The following is a 19,790-nucleotide window of genomic DNA, read 5'->3' as shown; positions in this document are numbered from 1 at the left end:
CATTTCTGTTGGTACTTATGTTGGCACTGCCCTGCTGGCCTCTTTCAGATACCAACAACGCCCAAGGAACAGGAAATGAGCAAGAATGCGATGGAAAAGCTGTCGGCCCTTGAGATCAAAAAGGCCAAACCGAAAGACAAAACCTACAAGCTTGCTGACGGTGGCGGGCTCTACTTACAGATCTCTCCTGATGGAGGAATGTACTGGCGCTATCAGTACCGCTTCCTAGGTAAGCAGAAATCCTTGGCACTTGGGGTGTATCCCGAAATCTCCCTCAAGGCCGCCCGAAAAGCTCACAAAGACGCGCGGCTCAAACTTGCCGACAACATTGACCCTAGCGAAGCTCGCCGCCAGGAGAAACTGGCTCGCACCGAAGCCCAGGCCAACAGTTTCGAGGCTGTTGCCCAGGAATGGCTGGTGCGCCAGCAGGTAGCCCCCGAAACAGACAAGAAAAATCGCTGGCTCATGGAAACCTTCGCCTTTCCTTATATAGGACACAGGCCTATTGCCGACATATCCCCCCGAGAACTGCTGGATGTCCTCCGCCGAGTCGAGTCAACCGGCAAGCTGGAAACAGCTCAACGCCTGAAGACAAAGTGCGGCCAGGTCTTCCGCCATGCAATCATTGAGGGAAAAGCCGAAATCGATCCCACGGCAAGCTTGCGAGGAGCGCTCAAGTCACCCAAGGTAAAACACCGCGCCGCCATCACCGACCCTTCCCGGTTGGGAAAGCTGCTACGGGACATGCAAGCGTCCACAGCAGGCCCAGTGGTGAAAACCGCCCTGCTTCTGACCCCCATCTTATTCCAGCGCCCAGGCGAAATCCGGCAAATGGAATGGTCCGAGATCAACTGGGAAGAGCAGCGCTGGGAGATCCCTGCCGACAAGATGAAAATGCGCCATCCCCACATAGTACCACTACCGCAGCAAGCCATGGCGTTACTACAGGATATCCACCTGTTTACCGGACGCGGCAAATACGTTTTTCCGTCGCAACGAGGGGCAAGCCGCTGTCTATCCGAGAATGGCGTCCGAGTGGCCCTTCGGGATATGGGCTACGGCAACGATGACGTAACCCCCCATGGCTTCCGAGCAACAGCCCGGACAATCTTGGACGAAGTACTGGGCTATAGGATTGAGTGGATCGAGCACCAACTGGCTCATGCCGTCAAAGACCCCAATGGTACCGCCTATAATAGAACCAGCTTCCTGAGTCAGCGCACCAAAATGATGCAGGAGTGGGCCAACTACCTAGACGCCCTTCGAGATGGGAAACAATTTGAACGGGCGGGAACAACCCCAGAAACTCAATACAGCCTTAGCTGCGAATCGACTGAAAAAGAGAATGGCAATCTAAAGAAGGATGGCAAGAAAAGCTTTACAGCTTTATTTAGCAATTATGCATCCCAGGAAAAACCCACATCTGATTAGTCGCCACTCCGATCTTTACCAAACACCCGTAGCTCGAAATCACCGGGTGCAAGTAACAACACAGACTTTCAGCCGAAAAATCGCAAAAAAATGGAACCCTAACCCTTCGTGGGCGGCAGCATAACGCAGGCCTGCAAAGCAAGTCATTGAGCATAGTCCCCAGGCATCCAAAAGCGTCCTAGCCCGTCTAAGATACCGCCCTATTTGGTCAACATCCCGATCAGAAGCGCAGCCAGCCCATCCCTTGCATGTAACGGCTCAATCGTTGCGGTACAGGGTCACTACACAGGCCCCCCCCAGACCAAGGTTGTGCTGCAAGGCTACCCGAGCTCCCTCGACCTGTCGCTTTTCTGCTTGGCCACGCAACTGCCACACCAGTTCGGCACATTGCGCCAGACCTGTAGCCCCCAGCGGGTGCCCCTTGGACAGCAAGCCACCGGACGGATTGGTCACGAACTTGCCTCCATAAGTGTTGTCGCCATCCCAGATAAATTTCTCCGCGCCGCCTTCCCGGCACAGACCCAGACCTTCATAGGTGAGCAGCTCATTGGCGGTAAAGCAGTCGTGCAACTCGACCACATTGATGTCTTGCGGGCCGATACCGGCCTGCTCGTACACGCTGTCGGCGGCGGAACGGGTCATGTCGTAACCGACCATCTTGATCATGGATTTTTCATCAAAGCTGCTGGCGAAATCCGTGGTCATCGCCTGGGCGGCGATATACACCGGGTTAGCAATGCCATGCTTCTTGGCGAACTCGTCCGAACACAGAATCGCGGCGCCGGCACCACAGGTGGGCGGGCAGCATTGGAAACGGGTGAGCGGATCAAACACCTCGTCTGACGCCATGATCTCTTCCAGCGACAGCACCTGATTGAACAGTGCGTAAGGATTGTTGGCGGCATGCTGACGCGCCTTCTCGGCAATCTTGCCGAAGGTTTCCCGTTTGGTGCCGTACTTCCAGCGGTATTCACGCCCTGCGCCACCGAACATCTGTGCCGCCGGCGGCGCCTGATTGAAGCCCTGCGTATCCATCATCACCTGCGCATGCTGGCTCATGGGGTTCTCGCGATCATTGAACTTAGCACCAAGCGCGCCGCGCTCCATTTTTTCAAAACCCAGGGCGATGACACATTCAGCCAAACCGCCTTCGATGGCCTGGCGCGCCAGGAACAGGGCCGACGAACCGGTGGAACAATTGTTGTTCACATTGACCACGGGAATGCCGGTCAAGCCCAGTTCATACACGGCACGCTGACCACAGGTGGAATCGCCGTAGACATAACCACAGAACGCCTGCTCAACATCGCTGTACTGGATGCCGGCATCCTTCATTGCGGCGAGGCCAGCCGCTTTTGCCATCACATGGTAATCATCGCTGGCACCGGGCTTGGCAAACTTGGTCATCCCGACACCGATCACATTCACTCTACGTTTCATTCTCTGTTCTCCGAATTATGGCGTTACAGGATTTGTTCAAGTTTGCGCACCAGCGCCAGGTCACCGTCGACGCGCATGTCGCCCTTCTGGTACAAGGTGCTCAAGGCCACCTTGCCGGCAATCAGGTCGGCAAGCTTGCTGTCGTCCAGCGTGATCACCGCCGCCGCGTCCTTCTCGCCGCTGACGATGCCGGGCGACGAGGCGGATAGATCGATAAACCAGGCACTGTCTGGGCTCCGCACCTTGATCTGCAACACACCACCCTGTCCACCAATGGCCGACAGTTTTTCCGCCAGCTCCGGCAGCACTTTCTCCGCCTGCGGTGCTTTCTGCTTTTTCGGTTGTGCGGTAGCGCTATCCGGCTGGCCGGAGGCCAATCGCTTGTCGCGTGCCTGCTCCACCAGCTTAGGGTCCATGTCCTGCAACACGGTGAGCTTGTTGGAGGCCATCACGTTACCTCCGATCTTCAGATCGCCACCAAAAAACAGTTTCTGTACCGCAGCCAGATCACCGCCAAACAGGGTCGGGGCATGTTTGCTGTCCAACTCCAGCGTCACATCCGCCTTGTCCAGCTGGCCCGCCCCGGCGGTACCCGGTGCGTTTTTCAGATCAATATAGAAATCCTGATCCGGGTTGCTGAACGCAAACTGGAAGCTGGTAGCGGCCTTCTCGATCAGATCCGGGTTGTCAGCGATGAAGTGGCCGATGGCACTGAACACATCCGCCATGATCGGCTCCTGCGATTCGACCGGTACTGCGACAGCTTGTGAACCACCACCGTCAGCCACGCGCTTGTCACGCGCCTGCTCGGCCAGTTTCGGGTCCATGTCCTGCAACACGGTCAACTTGTTGGACGCCATCACGTTGCCGGAAATTTTCAGCTCGCCACCGAAGAACAGTTTCTGCACCGCCGCAAGATCGCCACCAAACACGGTCGCCAGATGCTCGCTGTCCAGCGCCAGAGTCACGTCCGGTTTGTCGATCGTGCCAGGCCCTGCCGCGCCTGGTGCATTTTTCAGATCAATAAAGAACTGCTGATCCGGATTGCTGAACTCGAACTGGAAGCTGGTACCGGTCTGATCAACCAGTTCCGGTTTCTGCTTGATGTAGGTCGCCACCGCCGCGAACACATCGTCAGGCGTCACCGCCTGCTCCACCTGCGGCGCAGACACTTCCTCGGCGGACACCTGTTCCGGCACCGGCGCTTCTGCCGGAATCTCCGAGAACAACTCGATGGCGGCATTCTTCAGCACCACCTCGTTACGCTCTTTCACCCAGGTTTCGAAGATGATGCGGTTATCGGATTCCTTCCACATGCGCGTTTCCAGGGTTTCACCCGGAAATACCGTCTTGGCAAAGCGCACCTTGATGCTCTTGAAATAACGGCCATCGTTATTGCTGAACGCCTTGATGACATGGCGTCCGGCATAACCGAAGGTACACAGCCCATGCAGGATCGGCTTGTCATAACCGAACGCCCTGGCAAACGCCGGGTCGGCGTGCAGCGGATTCCAGTCACCGCACAGGCGATACAGCAGCGTCTGGTTGGCGTCGGTTTTCTCTTCGATCACCGCATCCGGTTCACGTGCGGGCGGCACATTGATCTCGCCGGAATCGCCACGCTCACCGCCCCAGCCACCGGCACCTTTCACGAACGAGGTCATCTCGTTGTAGGCCACCTCGTTACCGTTCTCGTCGGTGGAAGTAATGGCGAAGGTGACGACTGCGTTCGGGTCCTTGTCCAGCGCCTTCTTGAATTTGAAGGTGTGTTTCAGCTTGGCATGCGGCGGCAGTGGCCGCTTGATCTCGGTGTACTGCTCACCATGCAGTAAGCGGTCAAAACCAAAGTTCATCCCCGGCAAGGTCAGCGCACCTTCCTTCGCCGCTTTCAGCATCGCGCCGATCTGCGGCATGACGCCATAGGTGGGCAACGCCTGGAAATTGCCGCCCAGCTCGTAGACGAATTTCAGTTCATCTTTATCGAGCGGGTCACGGGCGGCGCCAACACTCAGCGCGTACAGCGACAAATCATTTTCATCATAGGCCGATTCCAGCTCGACGCTTTCCTTGCTGGCCACATCCAGATCGATGAACTCGTTGCCGCCCAGAGACGGATTATTGATGTTGTCGAGGATCGGCGAGAAGGATTCGTTGACGTTGGACGGATGATCCGCGTCGGTAAAATCGGTGATCTTGTCCCAGCGACGGGCCACATCATCGACGCTGAATGCCTTGCCGAGCGGGAAGTTGTTGCCCTGGGTGCGCTCCCAGCGCAGCTTGCTGATGTAACCGGCGCCCACTTCGAAGATGCCCTTGGTCTCTTCACAGTCTTCATGACACAACCAGGCCACCAGTGGGCTGACCGCTTCCGGCTTCAGGTTTTCCAGCAGATTCGGCGGCATGATGGTTTCCGTCAGCCGCGAGGCGGCAATCGGCGCGATGGTATTCACATGAATGTTCTTGCTGCGCCCTTCCTCGGCCAGACAGTTGGCCAGCCCGGCCAGTCCCAGCTTGGCGGCACAGTAGTTGGCCTGACCGAAGTTGCCATACAGGCCCGCTGCCGAGGTGGTCATGATGATGCGGCCATAGCCCTTCTCGCGCATGATCGGCCAGGCCGCATGGGTCACGCTCATGGAGCCTTCCAGGTGGACTTTTAGCACCAGGTCCCAGTCCTGCTTCGACATCTTGGCGAAGCTCACATCACGCAAGATGCCAGCATTGTTGACCACGATGTCCACGGTGCCGAAGTTATCCAGGGCGGTCTGCACTATCGACTCGCCGTTTTCCACGGAGTCATAGTTGGCAACCGCTTTTCCCCCCATGGCCCGGATCTCTTCCACCACCTTGTCTGCGGCGGACGATGACTTGCCATCACCGTGGGCACTACCACCCAGATCGTTAACCACCACCTTGCAGCCGCGCTCGGCCAGGGTCAGTGCATGCTGGCGGCCCAACCCGCCCCCGGCACCGGTGACGATGGCCACACGATCATCAAAACGACGTTCTGCCATGATGCTTTCCTCTTTTCATTCCCGGGCCCACTTGCCGCGCGAGCCCGGGAAAATCTTTAGATAGAGCGGGAAATGAGTTCTTTCATGATTTCGTTGGTGCCGCCGTAGATGCGGTTGGCACGGGTGTCGATATAGGCGCGGGCGATGGGGTACTCGAGCATGTAGCCGTAGCCACCGTGTAGCTGCACACAGCGATCAACCACATTACTGAGCAAATCGGACACCCAGTACTTGGCCGCACAGGCTGCCTCGGGGGACAAGGCATTGCGCACCACCAACTCCATACAGCGATCCACATAGACCCGCGCAATCTGGATTTCAGAACGCATCTCGGCCAGTTCAAAACGGGTGTTCTGGAACGCCGCCACCGGCTTGCCAAACGCCTGCCTCTGTTTCACATATTCCACGGTGGTTGCCAGCGCATGCTCGGCAGCCGACGCACAGATGATGGCGATCATCATCCGCTCCCAGGCCAACTCCTTCATCAAGGCAATAAAGCCCATACCCTCGGCGCCCAGCAGGTTTTCCTTAGGCACCTTGACGTTGTCGAAGAACAACTCGCAGGTGTCCTGCCCGCGCATGCCCACTTTCTTCAGCGGCTTGCCCTTGGAGAAGCCCTCGCGATCCGCCTCGATAATCATCAGGGATACACTTTGTGCTCCCAGATCCGCCGGCCCGGTTCGCACCGCCACCACCGCCATGTCACAGAGGTAACCGTTGGTGATAAAGATTTTCGAGCCATTCACCACATAGTGATCACCCTCAAGGGTGGCAGTGGTCTTGATGCGCTGCAGATCGGAACCGGTACCCGGCTCGGTCATGGCCACGGCAGTGACCGCTTCACCGGTGGCCATTTTGGGCAACCACTGGCTTTTCTGTTCATGGGAGCCAAAGTTGTTGATGTAGTTGGCAACAATGTCCGAATGCAGCGCAAAGCCGCTGGCCGAATCACCCACCCGGGCCTGCTCTTCCATAAGAATCATCGAGTAGAGGCGGTCAACGCCGCAGCCACCGTATTCCTCGGGCATGGTGGCACACAGCAGCCCAAGCTCACCCGCCTTGTTCCACAGCTCGCGATCGAGATGCTGCTGCTCTTCCCACTTCTCGTGATAAGGGGCAATTTCCGTCTCGAAGAAACGTCGAGCGGTGGCGCGAAACGCTTCATGGTCTTCATTGAACAGGGTACGGGGAATCATTGGCGACACAGCCGCCGGTACATGCACGTCACTCATTACAGGTTTTCCACTGTTGATTCATAAACATGACAAGAACTCTATAACTTACAATACGTACGTTCAACTTGTTTTTAATCGTTCGCGCGCATAAGCTATATATCGTTTAGAATCAGCATCCTACGCCAGAGAAAGCAAACCCGACAACAGGCAGATAACGTCATGAAGGCACAGCGACGAACCCAGGAACAACGTAGCGATGCCATGCGAGAACGCATCATCCAGGCGGTACTCACGTGTCTTGAGAAGGACGGATTTGCAGGCACGACAGTGAGTCGCATCATCGAGGTCGCTGGCGTTTCCCGGGGAGCACCGCTACACCATTTCCACAGCAAAGCCGCCATGATTGCCGCTGCTGCCGAGCAACTGATTCGCCAGCAATATATTCAACTGGGCAAAGCCATTGCCAAGCTGCACGGCTCTGAGGACCGACTGGAAGAGCTGATCTTTGGCGCCTGGAAAAATGTCTTTGATCAACCGGAATACATCCCGTTGATGCAGCTACTGACCGCCAGCCAGCACGATCAGGAACTCGCCGCCATTTTGCAGCGCGTCTGGACATCCAGTTATTTCATCGTGGGTAACGCAGCCGATCACTACCTGGAGGCCACCAAGGAAGATACCGATGTGCGCTCGATGATGATGTTGACGCAATGGCTATTGCGCGGCATGGCACAGGACCTGCACATCGTTGCGGACAAGGCGCTGTTTGACCGTTATCTGAAGCTTTGGTGTGACACGCTTGCCCTTCACTTGCGAGCTAGGGCGGGCGTAACGACACCGCCCCCTTATCCACCCAGGTGGGATCTACCGCTGACTGATGTTTGACGGTAGCTATCTCAGCACGCCATGTTTATGTCAACGTATCGCTTATCCAATACTCGATATGTCACAGCATTTCGCCCCTGGCTAGCAGCGATAATGGCAGACAGGGGTATCCTCAGTTGAGCATACGCCAATAATACAAAGGTACCCGAGTATCGCTACGACTGATGCACAGGTGTTTATGGGCAAAGTCAGTGGAATTTCCAAGACAGGGAAGAGGCTGGCTACACCAATTACTACACTTTCAGTACGGTTACAGAAGCCGGACTGAAATACAGCCTAACCAGCTGATTTAAATAAAAGTACAAAGTCGAAAAAGGTGTTGCCCAACACGGTTAGCCCATCAAAAATAACCTGAAGATGGGGCCCGAACCCCTAGCGAGTAGCAGTGTATCGCAGCCCTCACGACAAGTCATCGAACGATGGAAAATCGCCAGCACAGCCAGGATCGTCCCACTGAAGAGACTCCAACACTCTATAATATTTTCCTTTCCACACAGGCATCCACCTTAGGCCCCAATGAGTGATCGTACATTCAGATGTAGTGTCAAATTAACTATCTCACTACAATTTACCCAGCCGATGCTCTCAAGGAGGCCATGCCAGTGGATCCCTCCTTTAAACCGGAATCTCTATTGGGATACCACGAAAGGATGACCGGTTACTGATCGCACTTCGCATGCTTCAGATTAAAGACTTCAGCTCGATATCCGTATTACTCAATGCGTCAGCGCTAACGCTCTTGCGTTGCTGGACCAACTGCTTGCCCACCATGAAAGCAATGGGCAGATTGACCGCGTCAACAGCAATGACAGAGCCCTCGAGCAGATAGAACACCGCAAATCCCTTATCATTGGTGGTGCCGCGCAGCACCCGCTGATCATGATTTTGCGACAGCCCAACCATCTGTAAGCGGACGTCATATTGGTTCGACCAGAACCATGGTGCGCTATCGTAGGGCATCTCCTCGCCCATCAAGGTCGCCGCCGCCGTACGCGCTTGATCAACCGCGTTGGCAACAGACTCAAGCCGTTGCATCTTTTCGAAAAAAAGATTCCGGTGGCGGGTACAGTCGCCGATTGCCAAGATGTCGCGATCATCAGTGCGGGTAAATTCATCCACGACAATACCGTCATCGCAGAGTAGGCCAGCGTTCTCGGCCAATGTAGTTTCCGGTATGACACCTATTGATACGAGCACGATATCAGCCGGAACATTGCCACCATCGGCCAAGGTCACGCCTGCCACACGCCCCTTATCACCCGCTTCGAAGCCAGTTACCGCCGTGCCAAGACGCACATCAACGCCAGCAGCAGTGTGCTTGGCGTAGAAAAACGTGGACATTTCTGGCCCCGTAACACGCTGCATCAAGCGTTCGGCGGCTTCCAGGACCGTGACATTAACACCTTTCTTGATAGCGCTGGCAGCCACTTCAAGGCCAATATAACCGCCGCCCACGATGACCAGGCGTTTACCCGGCACTAATTGATTGCGCAGAGCATCGGTGTCAGCGATATCATGCAGATAGTGTATTCCTTTCAAATCTGATCCGGGCGCTTTAAGGCGACGAACATGTGACCCCGTCGCCAGAACCAATCGATCGTATTTCAATGTGCTTTGATCCGACAACTTGATGCTTTTCGCGTATCGGTCGATCCCTTCGACGCGCACACCGAGCCGCAACTGCTGCCCCGCATTCTCATACACCGAACGCGGCTTCAGGTACAGAGACGACTGATCAACCTCTCCTGCAAGATAACTTTTGGACAAAGGTGGACGCTGGTAGGGAGGATGAGGCTCATCGCTCACCAGTACTACCTCATGCTGATATTTCTTTTGCAGCAAGGCTGTCAAGAGCGTACCGGCTGCATGTCCACCACCAACGATGACTGTCGTATCTTTCTTTTTGTTAACCATAGGTTGTCTCTTTTGTGCGCCTTGGAAGCGTATTTTCATATCCCAACACCGCAGGTGAGCAAGAGGCCGCGATATCGATCGCGCACGCACAGGATGCCTAACTGCTGAGCATCTCAGCATCCTCAAGTATCATCGCGGCTCCCTTCTCGCCGATCATGGTTGCCGGCTGGTTGGTGTTACCGCCGACCAGTGTCGGCATGATAGAGGCATCAACTACCCTCAAGGATCGCAGGCCGTGCACTCGCAGACGCGAATCGACCACCGCCATCGGATCCACACCCATCTTACAGGTTCCGACTGGATGGTAGGCGGACTCGCCGCTACGCCGCACCCATGCGGCCAGGTCCTCATCATTCTGCAGCTCCGACCCTGGCGACATCTCGACTTCGTGGTGCAAGCAGAATGCAGGCTGCGCCAAGATCTTACGCACCAGACGTACCCCGCGAACGAGCTGCTCGACGTCGGCGGATTCGGCCATGTAGTTGGGATCTATCAACGGGGCAGTGAACGGATCAGCACTGTGCAAACCAATCCGCCCACGCGACAATGGCCTAAGTCCGTAGATCATCACTATGTAGCCATAACCACTCATTGCGACCTTCATGTCCCTCCCGTGATCGGCGTACAGCATAGGGCCAAAGTGTAGTTGCAGGTCGGGTATCGCCTCCTCCGGCCGGGAGCGGATGAACCCGCCTGCCTCGGCGCCGTTGCTGGACAGCACACCGCGCCGACCGATCAGGTATTGCAGCAGTGCCCCCAGGCCCTTTAGCCAGTAGCTAGGATGCATCGAGATACTCTGGCGGCTGCGCGTTCTGGCGCGCACGAACACGTCGATATGGTCCTGTAGATTCTGTCCAACGCCCTCCAGGACATGACGCAATTCAATGCCATGCCGGTACAGCTCCTCACGCGGACCGATGCCGGATAACATTAGCAATTGCGGCGAGTTGAACGTTCCGCCGCAGAGCACAACTTCGCGCCCGGCACTGACCTGCACCAGCCCCTTAGCGCTTCGGTACTCGACACCGGTGGCACGGGTGCCATCAAGCAGCACACGGGTAACATGCGCGCCGCTGCGAACCGTCAGGTTGGAACGCTCCTCGGCGGGTTCGAGATAGGCGCGCGCATTACTGCACCGCATGCCGTCTTTCTGATAAGCGTAGTAGAACCCCACTCCCTCCTGCTCACTACCGTTGAAGTCCCTATTGAGCCGGTACCCTGCCTGCCTCGCTGCCTCAACGAAGGTCGCACTTAACGGGTTGGTGTAACGGCGCTCGGCAACATTGAGCGGACCTCCGAGGCCATGAAATTCAACCTCGGCCGGGTTCAGCTTCGGCTCGAAATGTTCGGATCTACGAAAGTAAGGTAGAACATCAGTGTATGACCACCCATCACAGCCCTGCCGCGCCCATTCGTCGTAGTCCCAGGCATGCCCGCGGATGTAGACCTGCGCGTTCATGCCACTAGAACCACCAAGCATTCTGCCCCGCGGCTGGAACAAGACACGGTCATGCATATGGGGCTGCGGTTCGGTATTGAACTGCCAATTGAATCGGCGGCTGAACATCAGCTGCAGGAAACCCAACGGCATGTTCACAAAAGGGTTACCGCGGCTCTCAGGTCCGGCTTCAAGCAGCAGCACCGAATAGCGGCCGCTCTCGGACAAACGGCTTGCAACCGCACACCCAGCAGAGCCCGCGCCGACCACCACATAATCGAATGCTTCAGGCGACACCCCGCTCAGACATTTCATTAACTTTTTGCCGTCAGCTTGACCATCAATTTGGAATAGCCCCGCACGAAGTTAGACTGCACACGCTCGGGCTCGCCAACAACTTCAATATTCTCGAAGCGTTTCAGTAACTCTTCCCACAGAATGCGAAGTTGCAGCTCGGCCAAGCGGTTACCCATGCAACGGTGAATGCCGTAACCAAAAGAGATATGGTTTCGCGCGTCCTTGCGATCAATAATAAGTTGATCAGGGTTTTCGAACTTGCGTTCGTCCCGGTTTCCCGAGGCATACCACATTAACACCCGGTCCCCTTTCTTGATGGTCTGACCACGAAGCTCAACATCCTGGGTAGCAACCCTGCGCATATTCGCCAACGGGGTTTGCCAACGGATGATTTCCGAAACCATATTCGGAATCAACTCCGGTTTTGCCTTCAGTTTTCTAAATTCCTCGGGAAACTGATTCAAAGCCAGCACGCCACCACTCATCGAGTTGCGAGTGGTATCATTTCCACCAACAATAAGCAGCGCCAGATTCCCGATAAACTCCATCGGCCGATTGATCAGGTCTTTTGTATCGTCGTTGCTCTGCAGCATACTGATCAAATCGAAACCGGGTTCTTCGCCGGAAGCACGTCGCGCCTCCTTGTCTCGCCACAGCCTGGAGAACGCCCTCGCCATATCTGCCGCGTCATCAAACATGACATCTTCGTCGGTAAATTCTCCACCCGTGGCGGATGCCGCGCCAGACAAACGATCAGACCATTCAACGAGTTTGTGACGATCCTCATAAGGGAAATCCAGCAACGTAGCGAGCATACGGCCAGTCAGTTCTTTGGACACCGCCGGCACCCAATCGAAAGGTTTATCCAGAGGCAAGCTGTCTAGCACTTCCGCCGCACGAGAACGAATCAGCCCTTCCATTTCTTTAAGGTTTTTCGGAGCAACGACGCCCTGCACCGCTCGGCGCTGTACATCATGTTTGGGCGGATCCATGGCGATAAACATTTCCACCGATAGTCCGTCCGGTGGATCACCCAGAATAATTTGCGGCTCAGAGGAAAACAGTTCATGGCTCTTGTCGACGAACAAAATATCTTCATAGCGCGTTATTGACCAGAAAGGCCCGAATGGACTGTTCTTCTGGTAATGTACCGGAGCTTCATCTCGTAACCGCTTAAAATAGGCGCGCCACTGATCTTGTCGATACAGAAAAGGGTTGCTGGTGTCGATATCTTCCAGTGCCAAGGTGCTAACATCAGGCAGGGGAGTTTCGACAAACTCCATTTGTGTGGAGCGAGAACCCACGGCCTTTCTCTTTGCCTTCATCAACATTTTCATGGTTTTAATCTGAAAATGCATTGGCACCACTTTCGACGAAACGTTGAAAACCTTGGTCTGCAAACTGTTGCTTGAGCTTGTTTTTGTTGACATAGCTTTCTCCCTGCTTACATCTGGAATTCAGGCAAATGCACGGTCATACCGTCCATCGCCTCAGTAATTTCTACCTGGCAGCCCAGACGCGAGGTTCTCGCCCGCTCCGGGGTCATGGACAGCATCTGTTCTTCCGCGTCACCAACCGTTCCGGTATTGCCGAACCACTCATCGGCAACAATCATGTGGCAGGTACCACAGGCGCACTCGCCGCCACAATCACCATCGATACCTGGCACGGCGTTATCAACCGCAACTTGCATAAGCGTAGAACCCGCCCTGAATTCCGTCACATGCTCGGTATCGTCATGTTCAATAAAGATAATTTTTCCCACAGCGCGTCTCCTAGTATTTATGTCTAACCTGAAGATTGGCTATATAGCGGCATGCCAGCGAGGACATTTCTTGACAGGACGGGGACATTTAAAGACAGTAATGACTTTCCGAGGAGAGGCTAATGGCAATAACTACGCAGAGTGATAGCTTGCAAAGCGTGGATGCTGATATCCCATCGAACTACTCACGCCTTATCGCCCGTGAACTTGGTCTGAGTGCACGAGAGCTGCCCCGACTCCTGCGCAAAACAGATGTGGATGTTACGCAATTACTCAAAGATGAGAGTCGACTCACCGCAACCCAACAGATGCAGATCTTGCGTAATGCTTTGGATCTATCCGGTAAACCAGAGTTCGGCTTGCGGTTGGGCAGGCGCCTCACCCCGGCAACCCATGGGGTGATGGGCTTTGTTGCTAACAGCAGCCCCGACCTTTATACCGCGCTGCAAGCCGTTCACACTTTCCTGCCTACGCGAGCAAGCTTTATTCAGGTGAACCTGCAAAACACTGAGGATTATCTGGAATGTGTTGTGAGCTTTCAGGTAGCGATGGACAACGACGTGGAGCGCTGCTTGGCAGATACTGTGATCAAGGCTTTTTTTGAAATTGGCGAGTTCATCGTAGGTCGCCCATTGTATGAATCAGAGGTTCATTTCCCCCATCCAGCCCCCGTCTACCAGGACATGTACCGGGAGTATTTACCAGGCAAAGTTTACTTCGACTGCAATCACTTCAAACTAAAATTAGCAATGGAGTTATGTCGAAAGCCGAACGCATCAGCCAATCATGAAAGCTATCATCTGGCCTTTCAGCAGTGCGAATCCATGCTTGCGCGCCTTCAGAACCCTGAACCGGACTATCGGACTCGGCTACAGAAAATGATGCTTTCCCGACCACCCGGGACACTGAGTGAAGATGAAGCCGCCGCCTCCCTCTTCATGAGCAAACGCACCCTTGCACGGAAGCTCAAGAAAGAAAACAGCAGCTTCAGAAAGATTCGCGATGAAGTGCTATCCAGGCAAGCAGCAAGCTATTTATGCGAGAGTCAGCTCTCGGTCGAAGCAACCGCTACACTGTTGAATTATCATGACACTGCCAGCTTCAGACGGGCGTTTAAACGCTGGTTTGGTCAGACTCCTGATCAGTACAGACAAAGGACGGGCACATAAGCCGTGCTGACAGTCAGCAATCAGCGCTGGTCATGACTTCTCATTCAATAGATCGTCTAGCGCTTGAGCACACCGTCTTTAATTACCACCCACACAAAGTCACCGATATCTTTTACGGTATACCGCCCGCCCTCGTTAAACCATGTTGCGACCCAATTTAACGCTCCCAAGCCGATAAGGCGCAAAAGATCACGATCTACATCCGCACGAATCAGGTTTTGAGAGGACAAGGATTGGATCATAGCAGACCAAAGAAGTTCGTATCTGTCTCGTAGATCAATCATTTCCTTGCGTGACTGGCCCTGCAAGGAGCGCCATTCAAAAAGGAGCACATAGACCATATCCGAACCGCCGACCAGTAACTCAAGGTGAGCATTAATGCCCTGACGCAACTGCTCTAGTGGTTCACTCTCCCCCCGAATAGCCTCAGACAAAGCTGTGGAGGCTTGCTCAAGCGCAAGACGCATCAGGTCTACCAGGATGCTTTCCTTGGAGGGATAACGGTAATGCAGGCTGCCAGGCAACATGTCACAAGCTTCGGCAATTTCTTTAACGGTGGTTTTATCGAACCCCTTTTGACGAAATAGACGTGCCGCAGCACCGAGCACAAACTCTCGATCCGCTTGCGCTACCGGTGTTACCTGATTTTTCTTTCTTCCCACAAGCCACTCCCATACTATAAGCCTTTGATTCTAGCATTCCTTTTAAAGTCGGCCCAGCCTTCCTGGCCGATGGCACTATTCGATCTATACAGATAAAAACACGCTGTCTACCTTATAATCTTGAATTTGGTTGGTTATACAAATAAAGTCCAATGAATGCACTTTACTTGGGAGCGATCCAATGGCTCTGGCAAACCGCAAGATTGGTTACGACGAGGTTGTAACCCGTGACATTCACTTTCCCATGAACATCGAAAACGTGGCTCGCCACTGGTTTCGCAACGACCCGTGGTCCACTCACTGGATGAATGCCATTCTCGCCGCCGTCCCCGACGGTGAACGCTGGGTGATGAATTCTGCAAGACGGCAGCTTGGCAAGCTTGACGATCCAGAAGTGCTGAACGCAGCTAAAGAATTCATTCGTCAGGAGCGCATTCATGCTCGTGAGCACGATGAAATGAACGCCATCGGCGTGCAACACGGGGTTCCCATCGACAAGGTTGAAGGCGTGTTCAAGCTGATCCGTAAGCAACTCCAACACCGCCTCAGTGACGATATGCAGAGCTCCATCGCAGCGGCGTTTGAACATTTCACGGCCATTATTTCCTCGGTACTGCTTGAGCACCCGGAGCTGTTTGACGAAACCCACCCGGATTTGCGTGCCATGCTCTACTGGCACTTTGTCGAAGAAACCGAGCACAAGAGCGTCAGTTATGACGTCTTCGTCGATGCCAGTGGTGGTGGCTACCGCAGTTACCGACTACGTATCAGTGGCATGCTACTGGCCATTGCCCTGGGCTTCCCCATTATGATCGGCAACCAGACCTATCTGCTCTACAAGGATCGTCAAATTCTGAATTTGTGGTCCGCCGCCAAAATGACCAAAGTCCTGTTCTGGCGTCCCGGCATTCTTTCCAAGGTACTCGCTGGCGTGCCCCCCTATTTCTCCCCCACTTTCCACCCGTGGGATGACGATAACCGTGATGTAATCCGGATCTGGAAACGCGCCTACGAAAGAACTGGCGACCCTCATAAGGCCTATCAAGCGCTCAGAGACCACCGAGCCAACAATGTACACGGTACATTCGAAACGCCACAACCTGAACCCGCATGGGGGCAGGCATGAAAAAGAAACCCTTGCACCCGTCAACTCAGGCGGCAGCTGTCATCACCGGGGCGGGTAGCGGCATCGGTCGTAGCTTTGCTTACGAAGTTGCCCGTCGAGGCGGTTCGGTACTGTGTGTCGATATCAATGAAGAGCGCGCCGAACAGGTGGCGATCAGCCTGCGAGCACTCGGTACTCACGCGGTAGCCCTGGGGTGTGATGTCGGCGATGAAAAACAGATGGCATACCTGGCGGAAAATGCCGAGCCTTTGCTCGGCAGGCCGGTAACCCTGGTAATCAACAACGCCGGCGTCGGCCTCGGTGGCCCAATCGGCGAGGTGTCACTTGAAGATTGGCACTGGTGCATGAACGTCAATCTATGGGGAGTTATTCACGGCTGCCATTATTTTGCCCCTCAGCTTCGCGATCTGGGCTATGGAGGCATCATCAATGTGGCCTCTGCTGCCGCATTCGGGTCCGCCCCGGAAATGGCCGCCTACAACGTCACCAAGGCAGGGGTACTGGCCCTGTCCGAAACGCTGTCTTCTGAACTGACCGGAACCGGCGTAAAAATCACGGCCCTGTGCCCAACCGTGGTCCCGACCAATATCGTCGAGAATGGGCGCCTGCCTGAACGTCGCCGTGACTTTGCCCGTTCAGCGATGACCCGCTATGCCCTCACCAACGCCGACCAGGTGGCCCGACAGACCCTCAGTGCCCTTGATCGAGGTGAGCTTTACATGCTACCACAAATTGACGGCCGGCTTGCCTGGCGGTTGAAACGCCTGACGCCACGACTATACGCCCGCGCGATTGGCGAAGCTTACAGAATGCTGGCTGATTAAACCGCATTTGAGGAAACGGAACACGCAAGGAATTCAATATGGCCTCCATTCCTACAACAATTTTGAAGCTACTTTTTCGCGCCGGCATGAAGCGTGATATACGCGACCCGGACAAACTGGTAAGACATCTTCGCAGGGTGATGAACGCGCCTTTGGCCCCCTCTCTGCTGCCACGCGGAGTGCGACTCAAGCGAGGCAAGGTTGCAGGAATAGCTGGCCACTGGCTAGGCACCGCAGACCCACAAATCACCATACTCTACCTGCATGGTGGCGCCTTCATCGGCGGGCGGCTTGATACCTATCACCACTTTTGTGGCCGTTTGGCTCACGCCCTGAATGCGCGGGTCTTTCTTCCGGATTACCGACTAGCCCCTGAGCACCCCTTCCCGGCAGCAACGGATGACGCCTTTAATGTATATCGTGAACTGATCGCAGACCCTCGCCCTGTGGTCATTGCAGGAGACTCTGCGGGAGGCAACCTGACGTTAGTCACATTGCTGCGTGCCCGTGATCAGCTGCTGAAAATGCCGGCTTGCGCCCTCGCCATTTCGCCGGCATCGGATGCGCGAGGCACCCTGATGTCCAGACAGGCGAATAGCGACAGCGATACCATGCTTTCCCATGGCATGATTGAGGTGGCAACGGATATCTATCTGGCCGGCGCGGACCCCGCTCACCCGTATGCCTCACCAATCACCGCGGATTTCACCGGCTTGCCCCCTCTACTTTTCACTGTCAGTAGCGAAGAGTGTCTGCGCGACGATACCCATGCAGCAGCACAATGCGCGCGAGATGCGGGGGTGCCCGTGCAGGTTCTGGAGCGCGATGATATGCCGCACGTGTGGCCCGTATTCACCTTTTTGCTACCAGAGGCAAAGCAGGACTTCCCTACCATCGTCCGAATTCTGGGAAAGTATCTGACCAGCAATAACGTTGGCAAAGCCCCATCCCAAACGGTCAATGCTAGCGATAGCGCCATAGTCGAGGTTGCATCATGAATATGGCTGCTGTTGCAATCCATAACCCTCGTCCCAGCGTTACTCCTGATCATGAAGTCATTATCATCGGCGCGGGAATTTCTGGAATTGGTGCGGCAATCCAGCTGCGTGCCGATGGCATCAAAGATATCTTGATCCTTGAGCGAAGCAAGGATGTGGGAGGAACCTGGCGCGACAACCGTTATCCGGGAATCGCTGTCGACATTACCTCGTTTACCTATTCATTTTCCTTCGAACAAAACGCAAATTGGTCTCGCGTTTTTGCGCCGGGAAACGAGCTTTACCAGTATACAAGACAGGTAACAAGCAAGTATGGCATCTACCCACTGATTCGCTTTGGTGTCGAAGTCGCTAGCGCCCGTTTTGATCTCGACAGCCATGCCTGGTTGATCGATCTTACGGATGGCAGGCGACTTAGTGCACGCCATATTGTCTCGGCCTGTGGCGGTTTGATATCACCCAAGATGCCAGATATTGAAGGGCTTGATACGTTCCAGGGCAATGTCATTCACACTGCACGCTGGCCAGATGACCTTGATCTTAGTGACAAGCGAGTAGCGGTAATAGGCACTGGCGCCACTGCAGTGCAACTGATTCCGAAAATTGCCCGCCAGGCTCGTCAACTTGACGTCTACCAGCGCACCCCCATCTGGGTGCTGAAGAAGCCGGATCAGACTCTGCCTGGCTGGCTCAAGGTATTGTTCCGAACCGTACCGGGCTTGCAACGCAGCCTTCGCGGCGCTACCGACACCGTCAGCGAAACCCTGATGGTGCTTTCCGCAATATATTACCGGCAGGCCCCTTGGCTGGTTCGCATGTGTGAAAAGGCGGGCATAAACAACCTGCGCGAACAGCTGCCCAACCGCCAGGACCTGTGGCAAGCACTGACACCGAAATACGGCTTCGGGTGCAAAAGGCCAACGTTTTCCAACGACTATTTCCGAACCTTTGCCCGAAACAACGTTGAGCTTGTCACGACCCCGATCAAGCGTATTACGTCCCGCGGCATCACCACCCAGGACGGCCGCTCACGGCGTATCGATACCTTGATCCTCGCCACCGGTTACAAAACCTTCGAGAAAGGAAATATTCCCTCGTTCGACGTCATCGGCAGCAACAACATCAATTTGGGCGATTTCTGGCATGACTACCGTTACCAGGCTTATGAAGGGTTGACCATTCCGGGCTACCCGAACTTTTACATCATGCTCGGTCCCTATGCCCTTATCGGCACCTCTTACTTCAAGATGGTCGAAGGGAACGCCATCCACCTCTCTCGCTGTATTCGCGAAGCCAACCGACGTGGAGCCAGCCAAGTGGAAATACGTCAGTCCGTCCATGACGCGTATTTCCGCAATATCCAGAAACGCCAGCAAAACACCGTGTTCCTTAACCACAACTGCGCGCTGTCGAACAGTTATTACTTCGACCATCATGGTGACGCGCCAATGCTGCGGCCCTCTACCTCTCTGGAAATGCTGTGGCGAGCCAAGCATTTACCGATGGATCACTACCGGTTCAGTGTACTGGCCGGGCACACTCCCAGCAGAAACGACGGCGGGAGACAAGCCTGTGAGCCACATCCCCAGCTGCCAGAGAAGGGCATTCCGGCAAAACAAACAGATAACAATTCTCAGTGACTGTGCCAGAGAAAG

15 protein-coding genes are annotated in these 19,790 nt (G+C 54.9%); 7 read left to right on the top strand and 8 right to left on the bottom strand.

What is annotated here, in order from left to right; all coding sequences use genetic code 11:
* The first annotated feature begins 75 nt into the window (after positions 1–75).
* Positions 76–1,431, top strand: a complete 1,356-nt coding sequence (locus GQF00_RS11150) for an integrase arm-type DNA-binding domain-containing protein (RefSeq protein WP_022983799.1) — start codon at positions 76–78, stop codon at positions 1,429–1,431.
* A gap of 258 nt (positions 1,432–1,689) precedes the next feature.
* Here GQF00_RS11150 and GQF00_RS11145 read toward each other — a convergent pair whose 3' ends face one another.
* The 3 genes from GQF00_RS11145 to GQF00_RS11135 are packed head-to-tail and all read right to left on the bottom strand — an operon-like array spanning position 1,690 to position 7,114.
* The gene (locus tag GQF00_RS11145) at positions 1,690–2,871 is read right to left on the bottom strand and encodes a lipid-transfer protein (RefSeq protein WP_031225738.1); all 1,182 of its coding nucleotides are present in this window, start codon (positions 2,869–2,871) and stop codon (positions 1,690–1,692) included.
* Positions 2,872–2,894: 23 nt separating this feature from the next.
* Positions 2,895–5,882: a peroxisomal multifunctional enzyme type 2 gene (locus tag GQF00_RS11140; protein WP_202560484.1), complete on the bottom strand. Its 2,988-nt coding sequence runs from the start codon at positions 5,880–5,882 to the stop codon at positions 2,895–2,897.
* A 56-nt stretch (positions 5,883–5,938) separates the two neighbouring features.
* Complete coding sequence (locus GQF00_RS11135) at positions 5,939–7,114, bottom strand: acyl-CoA dehydrogenase family protein (protein WP_063508267.1); 1,176 nt, start codon at positions 7,112–7,114, stop codon at positions 5,939–5,941.
* A gap of 162 nt (positions 7,115–7,276) precedes the next feature.
* Here GQF00_RS11135 and GQF00_RS11130 point away from each other — a divergent pair, with 162 nt between their 5' ends.
* Positions 7,277–7,942: a TetR/AcrR family transcriptional regulator gene (locus GQF00_RS11130; RefSeq protein ID WP_035248720.1), complete on the top strand. Its 666-nt coding sequence runs from the start codon at positions 7,277–7,279 to the stop codon at positions 7,940–7,942.
* 681 nt (positions 7,943–8,623) lie between these two features.
* Here the strand turns inward: GQF00_RS11130 and GQF00_RS11125 are convergent.
* The 4 genes from GQF00_RS11125 to GQF00_RS11110 all read right to left on the bottom strand — a co-directional run bounded on the left by GQF00_RS11125 (position 8,624) and on the right by GQF00_RS11110 (position 13,356).
* Positions 8,624–9,856 carry an NAD(P)/FAD-dependent oxidoreductase gene (locus tag GQF00_RS11125; protein WP_035248721.1) on the bottom strand — a complete coding sequence of 411 codons (1,233 nt, stop codon included), beginning with the start codon at positions 9,854–9,856 and terminating at the stop codon, positions 8,624–8,626.
* A gap of 97 nt (positions 9,857–9,953) precedes the next feature.
* Complete coding sequence (locus GQF00_RS11120; protein ID WP_035248722.1) at positions 9,954–11,609, bottom strand: GMC family oxidoreductase; 1,656 nt, start codon at positions 11,607–11,609, stop codon at positions 9,954–9,956.
* Positions 11,609–13,021 (bottom strand): cytochrome P450, encoded by a 1,413-nt coding sequence (locus GQF00_RS11115; protein ID WP_161319253.1) that lies wholly within the window; start codon positions 13,019–13,021, stop codon positions 11,609–11,611. Before GQF00_RS11115 ends, GQF00_RS11120 begins: the two co-directional genes overlap by 1 nt.
* A gap of 14 nt (positions 13,022–13,035) precedes the next feature.
* Complete coding sequence (locus GQF00_RS11110) at positions 13,036–13,356, bottom strand: 2Fe-2S iron-sulfur cluster-binding protein (RefSeq protein ID WP_008930234.1); 321 nt, start codon at positions 13,354–13,356, stop codon at positions 13,036–13,038.
* A 122-nt stretch (positions 13,357–13,478) separates the two neighbouring features.
* Between GQF00_RS11110 and GQF00_RS11105 the strand changes: the two genes are divergently transcribed.
* Positions 13,479–14,525: an AraC family transcriptional regulator gene (locus tag GQF00_RS11105; RefSeq protein WP_035233471.1), complete on the top strand. Its 1,047-nt coding sequence runs from the start codon at positions 13,479–13,481 to the stop codon at positions 14,523–14,525.
* Positions 14,526–14,581: 56 nt separating this feature from the next.
* Here the strand turns inward: GQF00_RS11105 and GQF00_RS11100 are convergent, their stop codons facing one another.
* Entirely contained in the window at positions 14,582–15,187 is a 606-nt protein-coding gene (locus tag GQF00_RS11100; protein ID WP_063525805.1) for a TetR/AcrR family transcriptional regulator, read from the bottom strand.
* Positions 15,188–15,368: 181 nt separating this feature from the next.
* Between GQF00_RS11100 and GQF00_RS11095 the strand changes: the two genes are divergently transcribed.
* From GQF00_RS11095 to GQF00_RS11080, 4 genes are all read left to right on the top strand, one after another.
* On the top strand, positions 15,369–16,313 hold the full coding sequence (locus GQF00_RS11095) for a metal-dependent hydrolase (protein ID WP_008930237.1): 945 nt from the start codon (positions 15,369–15,371) through the stop codon (positions 16,311–16,313).
* The gene (locus GQF00_RS11090; RefSeq protein ID WP_008930238.1) at positions 16,310–17,137 is read left to right on the top strand and encodes an SDR family oxidoreductase; all 828 of its coding nucleotides are present in this window, start codon (positions 16,310–16,312) and stop codon (positions 17,135–17,137) included. The genes GQF00_RS11095 and GQF00_RS11090 overlap by 4 nt, the downstream gene beginning before the upstream one ends.
* An 86-nt stretch (positions 17,138–17,223) precedes the next feature.
* A complete protein-coding gene (locus GQF00_RS11085; RefSeq protein WP_230457773.1) occupies positions 17,224–18,135 on the top strand; it encodes an alpha/beta hydrolase in 912 nt (303 codons plus the stop codon).
* The gene (locus GQF00_RS11080) at positions 18,132–19,775 is read left to right on the top strand and encodes an NAD(P)/FAD-dependent oxidoreductase (RefSeq protein WP_161319252.1); all 1,644 of its coding nucleotides are present in this window, start codon (positions 18,132–18,134) and stop codon (positions 19,773–19,775) included. Before GQF00_RS11085 ends, GQF00_RS11080 begins: the two co-directional genes overlap by 4 nt.
* Positions 19,776–19,790: the final 15 nt, after the last annotated feature.

The organism is Alcanivorax sp. DP30 (assembly GCF_009882945.1).
Classification (GTDB): Bacteria; Pseudomonadota; Gammaproteobacteria; order Pseudomonadales; family Alcanivoracaceae; genus Alcanivorax.
Note: the sequence above shows the minus strand (reverse complement) of the source record. Positions and strands in the feature narration are given on the sequence as shown.